This is a genomic window from Micromonospora sp. NPDC002411 (assembly GCF_053592955.1).
This window is the reverse complement of the sequence record NZ_JBSFBM010000306.1, coordinates 1-8,178: the sequence shown is the minus strand read 5'-3', so window position 1 is coordinate 8,178 and position 8,178 is coordinate 1. Positions and strand designations below refer to the sequence as shown.

Genomic DNA, 8,178 nt, shown 5'->3' with positions numbered 1-8,178 from the left:
CCCCACCGCGTTGATCATGAAGTTATTGCCCTCCCGACCGGCGTGTCATGGCAATAACTTCATGATCGACGGGGGGCCGGGGTGGGGGCGGTTAGTGGTCGGCGGGGACCTGGGGGGTGGTTGGTTTGCGGGGGGACGGGGGTTCGTTGGGTGGTGTCTCGGGGTCGGCGGTGTGCTCGGGGGGCGGTGGCGTTCCGGCCTTCGGGTGGCGGACGCGCCAGGCGGCCCAGCCGCGCTCGGCCAGGCCGACCACCAGGAAGGTCAACCCCACGTACGCCCAGCCGACCAGCACGTCGATCACGTAGTGCTCACCCGAGTAGACCAGGGTGAAGGTCATCGCCAGCGGATACGCGAGCAGCAGCGGCCACCAGCGACGGCGCGTGCTGGTGAGGAAGAACAGCACGACGAACAGCGCCCACGCGGTGTGCAGCGACGGCATCGCGGCGACCGGGTTGGAGGCGATCTGGCCGGCGTTGAGGACGTTGCCGGCGCCGTGCATGCCGAACGCCTTCCAGCCCCGGGTGGAGATCCGGGCGACCTCGGTGAGCAGCCCGTTCTGCGCGGCCCACCAGGGCGGGGCGGCCGGGTAGAGGAAGTAGGTGACCAGGCCGGCGGCGCAGAGGAAGCCCCAGCGCCGCATGTACGCGGCCCAGCGGTGCCGGTCGCGCAGCCAGAGCACCGCGGCGGCGGCGAGCGCCACCACGAAGTGGGAGAAGTACACCCAGCTCGCCGCGACGTCCCACCAGTGCACCTGCGGGTGGTAGAGGTGCTGCTGCAACCAGACGGTCGGCACCTCCCCGCCGGTGGCCCAGCCGAACATGAACCGGTCGGCGACGATCAACTCCATCGCGTGCGGGGTGGCCCCGTTGTCGGCGAACCCCCGCGAGAGGTTGTAGACGACGAACAGCAGCACCACCGGCACCCAGTCCCGGGCGAAGCGCAGGTGACTGCGCCACGGCCGCTCGCTGTTCCAGGCGATGGTCGCCAGCCAGATCCACACGAAGGCGTACGCGGGGTCGGTGGGCAGCCCGATGGCCAGCCACGCGGCGACGAAGGCGACCGCCCAGACGGTCATGGCGACGACGCGCCGACGACCTCCGTCCGGGGACGCGGGCGGGTCGGTCCGGGCGGGGGGCTGGGGGTCAGTCACGACGGCCATCGCCGTCAAGGTTAACGACGGGTACGGCATCGACCGACGGGGACCACCCGGCGGGGCCGCGCACAGGTGGGAGACGGTGGGTGTCGGGATCACCGGGCGCGTGCTCGACGGGCTCGGCGAGCACCTAGGCTGACGACCATGCAGGAGCAGCCCGAGCCGGCCTTCGCGCCGGGTCTGACCGCCCAGGTCGAGTTGACTGTCACCGACGCGGACACCGCCCAGGCGGTGGGTTCGGGGGACGTACCGGTGCTGGGCACTCCCCGGGTCCTCGCGCTCGCCGAGGCGGCGACCGTCGCGGCGACGGCGACCGGGATGCCACCCGGGTCGACGACGGTGGGCACCCGGGTCGAGTTGGAGCACCTGGCGCCGACCGTGGTCGGCCGGACGGTCCGGGCGCAGGCCCTGCTGGCGACCGTCGACGGTCGCCGGCTGTCGTTCGAGGTCACTGTCAGCGACGGTGACCAGACGGTGGCCCGGGGTCGGGTCGACCGGATCATGGTGGACCGGCAACGTTTCGTCGAACGCGCCGGGCGGGTGTCATGACCGCCGGTTTCGTCGAGGTCGCCGACCGGGTGCACGTGAGACGCGAGCCGATGCTGCGGGTCAACGTCACACTGGTCGTGGGCGACGACGAGGCCCTGCTGGTGGACACGCTCTCGTCGGCCGCGCAGGCCACCGACCTGGCCGCCGCCGTGCGGGCGGTCACCGACCGGCCGTTGACGCTCGTCAACACCCACCACCACTACGACCACTGCTTCGGCAACGCCGTCCTGGCCGGCGAGCCACCCCGCCCGGTGTACGCGCACGAGCTGGCCGTCGCGGCCCTGCGCGACGAGCCGGAGCGGCTGCGCCGGGAGGCGTACGAGGAGGTGCGGACGGAGCACCCGACGCTAGCTGCCGAGCTGGCCGACACTCCGCTGCTCGCCCCGACGCACGCCGTGCAGACGGAGACGACACTCGACCTGGGCGGCCGGCGGGTGCTGCTGCGGCACCCGGGCCGGGGGCACACCGAGGCCGACCTGGTGGTGCACGTGCCGGACGCCGACGTGCTGGTGGCCGGTGACCTCGTGGAGCAGAGCGGCCCGCCCGCCTTCGAGGACTCGTACCCCCTGAAGTGGCCGGACGCGGTCGCGGACCTGTTGCGGCTGACCACCGCGCGCACCATGGTGGTGCCGGGTCACGGCGACCCGGTGGACGTCGACTTCGTCCGCGCCCAGCACGCCGAGCTGGCCAGGTTGGCCTGGCTGATCCGGGCCGCGCACACCGGCAGCGCCCCGCCGGAGCGGGTCGCCGCCGAGGCGCCCTTCGGTGCGCGCGCCGCCCTGATCGCCGCCCGGCGCGGCTACCTCGAACTCGACGGCGAGGGCTGAGCAGCCTAGGCCGAGGTACGCCGCCACTGTTGCTGGTTGCCGGTGCCGCACGTCCACTGCACGACTCGGGCACCGTCGGTGGTGGCGGCGTTGAGGACGTCCAGGCACTTGCCGCTGTGCCGGGCGACGAGCTGCACGTAGCCGGTGCCGAGGTCCTGCACGCGCCACTGTTGGTTGGTGCCGCCGTTGCAGGTCCACTGGGTCACGCGGACCCCGTCTGCGGTAGCCGTCGCGCCGCCGTACACGTCGAGGCACTTGCCGCTGTGCACGCTGACCACCGTCTGGTAGCCGCCGCCCGCGTCCTGGAACCGCCACCGCTGGTTGGGCTGGCCGTTCGCGGCCCACTGGACCACGTCGGCGCCGTCGGTGGTCGCGTTGTTCGACACGTCCAGCAGCTTTCCGCTGTGCCGAGCCGTGAGGGTGGACGTGGTCGGCACCGGCACCGTGGTCTCCGGCGCGAGCCGGTACAGCCCGGCGCCGTGGGCCGGGAGCGTACGGGTGAAGGTGCCGCTCGCCGTGCCGAGGGCCGCACCGGACCACAGGTCTGTCGCGCTGGCGGATCCGATGCCCAGGTCGGCCAGGTTGACCGACACGGGGGCCGCGCTGCTCTCCCGGTTGAAGAGGGCGACGTACCTGTGGTTGCTGCCCGGCACGTCGGCGGTCCACACCTGCCGGGTGCCGCCGGTGAGCTGACGGTTGTTCGTGCTGTTCTGGTCGACCGCCAGCACCGCCGCGTTGGTCATCAGCGCCAGTTCCGAGGCGCGGTTCTCGACCAGGTTGCCGCCCCACATCAACGGCGCCCGGTTGATCACCCACAGCGACATCAGGGTGCGCTGCTCGTCCGCCGTCAGGTTGGAGTAGCGCGGCGACCCGACCGGCCCGTACTTGGAGAGCCGACCGATCGGGATCATGTCCGGATCGGGCCAGGCGCCGGTGGCGCGGTACGGGGTCCAGTTGCGGAGTTGGTCGAAGAGGGCGTCCACGGACGACCAGTTGTCCCACAGGTCGTTGACGATGCGCCACATGTGCGCGTTGGTCTGCACGTGTCCGCCGCTGGCCAGCGGGGTCGCGCCGGGAGACAGGCTCAGCACCATCGGGCGGCCGCTGCGCTGGATGGCGGTGCGGTATCCCTCGACCTCCGCCTGCCGGTACGTCGGCGCGGCGATGTCGTCCACCTTGACGAAGTCGACGCCCCAGGACGCCAGCAGCTGGAACACCGAGTCCAGGTAGGTCTGCGCGCAGGGGTTGGACATGTTCAGGCCCCACATGAGGTTGAGCCAGGCCGCGGTGGTGGTGTTGTTGACCTGGTTGGCGCGGCAGGTGGTGCCGAGGATCGGGACGTTGTCGGCGACGGCCTGGCGGGGTATGCCGCGCATCAGGTGGACGCCGAACTTCAGCCCCTGCGCGTGGACGTAGTCGGCGAGGGGCTTGAACCCGTTGTCACCGGCGGCGGAGGGGAACCGGGTGGTGTCCGGTAGCAGTCGCCCGTTGGCGTCCATCCGGAGCCGGGGTTGCAGGTTGGCGTCCTGGTTGGGGCTGTTGTTGTGTTGACCGGGGTAGTACCAGGCCCAGTCGATCACCACGTACTGCCAGCCGAACTGCCGCAGGTTGGTGGCCATGTAGTCGGCGTTGGCCCGTACGTCGGCTTCGGTGACCCTCCAGTTGAACGAGTCGTAGCTGTTCCACCCCATCGGTGGGGTGTCGGCCACGTCGTTGTCCCACGCGAGCGCCCGTTCGGGCGGGCTGACGAAGATGCCTCCCACGGCCACGAGAAGCATGATCAGCATTGCCGCGACGGGGCGGAACGACGGAGGTACCAGGACTGGTGACATCGAAGCCTCCGGCGAGAGCGCAGGGATGCTTCCATCGCAAGACGTCGATGTTAACGCTCACATGAAGTGGGCGTCAAGATGACGCTCACCCCCGCGGACGACTCAGCCGGCGCTTCCGAAGCGACGTTCCACGTCGGCGCGCGTGGGCATGGCGGTCGCGCCACCCGGTGACTCACAGACCAGGCCGGCGACCCGCAGCGCGAACCCGACCCGCTCGATCCACCCGTCCGGGGTGACCGGCTCCCCGGCGACGAGCAGATCGGCGATCAACGCGGCCATCACCGAGTCACCCGCGCCGGTGGCGTCGATCGCGTCGACCTTCGGGGCCGGCACCCGGACCGGGTCGGCGTCGGCGGCAGCCAGCACCGCACCGGCCGCGCCGAGCGTCACCACCACCGTTGAGGCACCCACCTCGCGCAGGTACGCCGCGACCCCCTCGACCGGTTCACCCGGATAGAGCAGCCTGGCGTCGGCAGCGCTCAGCTTGACCAGGTGCGCACCGGCGGCGAACTCGGCCACCACCTCGCGCAGCCCCTCCAGCGCGGTCGGCCCGTCCAACAGCCGGGGACGCACATTCGGATCGAAGACCCGCAGACCGGTGGCGAGCGACCAGGCGCGTCGGGCGGCGGCAAGCACGTCGGGCTGCAACAGCACGATCGAGCCGCAGTAGAGCACGTCCGCGCCCTCCATCAGCGCGAGATCCAGGTCGTCGGGGCCGAGCAGCCCGTAGGAGGCCGGCTCGCCGTAGAAGCGGAAGTCCGGTTCCGGTCCGGCGTACGTGACCACGGCGAGCGTGGTCGGCGCCGGCACCGTGACCGCACCGGCCACCCCGACGTCCACAGCGCTCAAGAAGGCGCGGATGCGACCACCCAGCACGTCGTCGCCGAGCGAGCCGACGAACTGTGCCGCGCCGCCGAGGCGGGCCACACCGACGGCCACGTTGAGCGGCCCACCGCCGATCGCCTGCCGGTAGACCCGCTCACCGTCGCGCTCAGTGTCGAGCAGGTCGACCAGCGCCTCGCCGAGCACCACCGCGTATCCCATGCCGGTCCTCTCGTCCTCACCACCGACCCTCGTAGGCCGAACCGATCGCCGTGGCACCAGGCTGGCACAACGGGCCGCTCAACGGGCACCGAAGCCTCCGCAACCGCTACCCCAGCTGGTGGATCGGCCCGTCGAGCGCCACCAGCGGGCGACCCGTGCCGCCCCAGCGGGCCGCGACGATCTGCGCGGCCACACTCACCGCGGTCTCCTCAGGCGTACGCCCACCGAGGTCCAGCCCGATCGGGGAGGCGAGCCGGGCGAGCTGCGCCGGGCTGACCCCCGCCTCGCGCAGCAGCTTGAGCCGTTCGTCATGGGTGCGTCGCGAACCCATCGCGCCGACGTACGCCAGCGGGTGGCGCAGCGCCACCTCCAGCAACGGCACGTCGAACCTCGGGTCGTGGGTGAGGACGCACACCACCGTCCTCACGTCGACCCGACCGGCGTCCACCTCCGTACGCAGGTAGCGGTGCGGCCACTGCACCACCACCTCATCCGCCTCAGGGAAGCGTCGCGTGGTGGTGAAGACCGGCCGGGCGTCGCAGACGGTGACCCGGTAGCCGAGGAACGCGCCGATCCGGGCCACGGCGGCGGCGAAGTCGATGGCCCCGAAGACGATCATCCGGGGCGGTGTGGCGTACGCGGTCACGAAGAGGCTCACGCCACAGCCGCGGCGCTGCCCGTGGTACCCGTACCGAAGCATTCCACTGTGTCCGGCGGCGAGCAGCCCGAGGGCGTCGGCGCTGGCGGCGGCGTCGAGGCGGTCGTCACCGAGGGAGCCGGTCGGCTGCCGGCCGGTCAGCACGAGCCGTCGACCCAGCCGCCCGGCCGGGTCGGCCGGCACCGGCCCCGGCGGGTCACCGGCGTCCGCCGCCACGCAGGTGACCACCGCCGCCGGTCGGCCGTCTCGGCGGGCGGCGGCGATCGCGTCCAGCCCGGGCAGGGCGTGGGCGTCGACGCGCTCCACGAACACGTCGAGGACACCACCACAGGTCAGGCCCACGGCGTACGCGTCGTCGTCGCTGATCCCGTACCTGGTCAGCTCGGGTGCCCCGGTGTCCAGCACGCGGCGGGCCCGTTCGTAGAGGTCCGCCTCGACGCAGCCGCCGGAGACACTGCCGGTGACCGTGCCGTCGGCCGCGACGAGCATGGTCGCGCCGGGCGGCTGCGGCGCGGAGCGCCAGGTGGCCACGACGGTGGCGAGGGCGACCGGCTCACCACCGCGGCAACGTCGGTGCGCCTCGTCGAACACGTCCGGCACCGACCGCCACCTCTCGGTTTCCTCACCTCTAGGCAGGATATGGCGTCCGCCGACGGTCGACGGGTCAATTGATGCATCGAGGAACGACTATTGCGTCGGGACCGTGCGGCATGGTGGGATGACGCGTACCGGGCGGTGCGAGGGCTGCCGTGCCGCCGGTTGCCGGGTTCGTTCGACGCGAGGGCACCGGTCCAGGGCTGGACCGACGATGGCGCGTGTCCACCGGCTGATTCTCCGCCGGGCACGTCGCCGTGATCGTCGCACCGCTCACCGAGGCGGGCGATCATGCCACATCCCACCCGATGTCAGCGGGGCGGCGCGGGCGGCGCGCCTCGCGAGTCAGGAGAACCTGTGAACCGTTCCCGTACGGCCGCGTTGCTCATCGCGTCCGTGACACTCGCACTGGGCGGCGTCGCCTTGGCGTCCAATCCGCAGCCTGCCGAGGCGCATGGCGCGGCGATGACGCCCGGCAGCCGCACCTACCTGTGCTGGCAGGACGGCCTCAGCCAGACCGGTGAGATCCGGCCGACCAACCCCGCGTGCTCCGCCGCCGTCGCGACGAGTGGCGCGAACTCGCTCTACAACTGGTTCAGCGTGCTCCGCTCCGACGCCGGTGGCCGGACCACCGGCTTCATTCCGGACGGCCAGCTGTGCAGCGGTGGTGCCACTGGCTTCCGCGGCTACGACCTGCCCCGTACGGACTGGCCGCTGACCCACCTGACCGCCGGCGCGCGGCTGGACTTCAAGTACAGCAACTGGGCACACCACCCGGGCACGTTCTACTTCTACATCACCAAGAACAGCTGGAGCCCGAACCGGGCGCTCGCCTGGAGTGACCTGGAGGAGCAGCCGTTCCTCCAGGTGACCAACCCGCCGCAGCGCGGCGGCGTCGGCACCAACGACGGTCACTACTACTTCAGCGGCAACCTGCCGTCGGGCAAGAGCGGCCAGCACATCATCTACTCGCGCTGGGTGCGGTCGGACTCGCAGGAGAACTTCTTCGGCTGCTCCGACGTGGTCTTCGACGGTGGCAACGGTCAGGTGACCGGCATCCGGGGCGGCACGACGTCGCCGACCCCCACGCCGACCACCCCGACGCCGGGTCCGACCGACCCGCCGCCGACCACCACCCCGCCGCCGGCCGGTGGCGCCTGCACGGCCAGCTACAAGGTGACCACCTCCTGGCAGGGTGGCTTCCAGGGCGAGGTCACGATCACGAACAACGGCAGTTCGGCGTTGTCCGGCTGGACCGCAAGCTGGACCTGGCCCAACGGGCAGTCGATCAGCCAGATCTGGGGTGCGACACAAACGTCGTCCGGATCGTCGGTGACAGCGACGAACGTCAACTACAACGGCACTCTCGCACCGTCGGCCAGCACCACGTTCGGCTTCCTGGGCAGCTCCACAGGAACCAACGGCGCCCCCACGGTGAGTTGCGCCGCCCGCTGAGCCCCTCGCCGTGAATAGTTGATCAAGAGGTTTGCGTCATCCGGAGCCAATCCGGTGACGCAAACC

The 8,178-nt window shown here is 71.5% G+C and carries 7 protein-coding genes; 3 read left to right on the top strand and 4 right to left on the bottom strand.

Translation table 11 applies throughout. The features are described 5' to 3' along the window. Positions 1 to 91 precede the first annotated feature (91 nt). Positions 92 to 1,159, bottom strand: coding sequence for a phosphatase PAP2 family protein (locus ACWCO3_RS27520; RefSeq protein ID WP_358166166.1), 1,068 nt, complete (start codon positions 1,157 to 1,159; stop codon positions 92 to 94). Positions 1,160 to 1,297: 138 nt separating this feature from the next. Between ACWCO3_RS27520 and ACWCO3_RS27515 the strand changes: the two genes are divergently transcribed. Together ACWCO3_RS27515 and ACWCO3_RS27510 are read left to right on the top strand one after the other, a co-directional pair. Beyond that, a complete protein-coding gene (locus ACWCO3_RS27515; RefSeq protein ID WP_145779911.1) occupies positions 1,298 to 1,702 on the top strand; it encodes a thioesterase family protein in 405 nt (134 codons plus the stop codon). Then, complete coding sequence (locus ACWCO3_RS27510) at positions 1,699 to 2,529, top strand: MBL fold metallo-hydrolase (protein WP_450012788.1); 831 nt, start codon at positions 1,699 to 1,701, stop codon at positions 2,527 to 2,529. Before ACWCO3_RS27515 ends, ACWCO3_RS27510 begins: the two co-directional genes overlap by 4 nt. A gap of 5 nt (positions 2,530 to 2,534) precedes the next feature. On the opposite strand, the gene ACWCO3_RS27505 is transcribed toward ACWCO3_RS27510, so the two are convergent. From ACWCO3_RS27505 to ACWCO3_RS27495, 3 genes are all read right to left on the bottom strand, one after another. Further along, on the bottom strand, positions 2,535 to 4,361 hold the full coding sequence (locus ACWCO3_RS27505; protein WP_145779909.1) for an alpha-galactosidase: 1,827 nt from the start codon (positions 4,359 to 4,361) through the stop codon (positions 2,535 to 2,537). A gap of 102 nt (positions 4,362 to 4,463) precedes the next feature. After that, positions 4,464 to 5,405 (bottom strand): PfkB family carbohydrate kinase, encoded by a 942-nt coding sequence (locus ACWCO3_RS27500; RefSeq protein WP_357929260.1) that lies wholly within the window; start codon positions 5,403 to 5,405, stop codon positions 4,464 to 4,466. Between the two features lie 106 nt (positions 5,406 to 5,511). Beyond that, positions 5,512 to 6,663, bottom strand: a complete 1,152-nt coding sequence (locus tag ACWCO3_RS27495; RefSeq protein ID WP_450012785.1) for an XdhC family protein — start codon at positions 6,661 to 6,663, stop codon at positions 5,512 to 5,514. 351 nt (positions 6,664 to 7,014) lie between these two features. On the opposite strand from ACWCO3_RS27495, the gene ACWCO3_RS27490 reads away from it, so the two are divergent. After that, positions 7,015 to 8,112, top strand: a complete 1,098-nt coding sequence (locus ACWCO3_RS27490) for a lytic polysaccharide monooxygenase auxiliary activity family 9 protein (protein ID WP_244311613.1) — start codon at positions 7,015 to 7,017, stop codon at positions 8,110 to 8,112. The last annotated feature ends 66 nt before the right edge of the window (positions 8,113 to 8,178 follow it).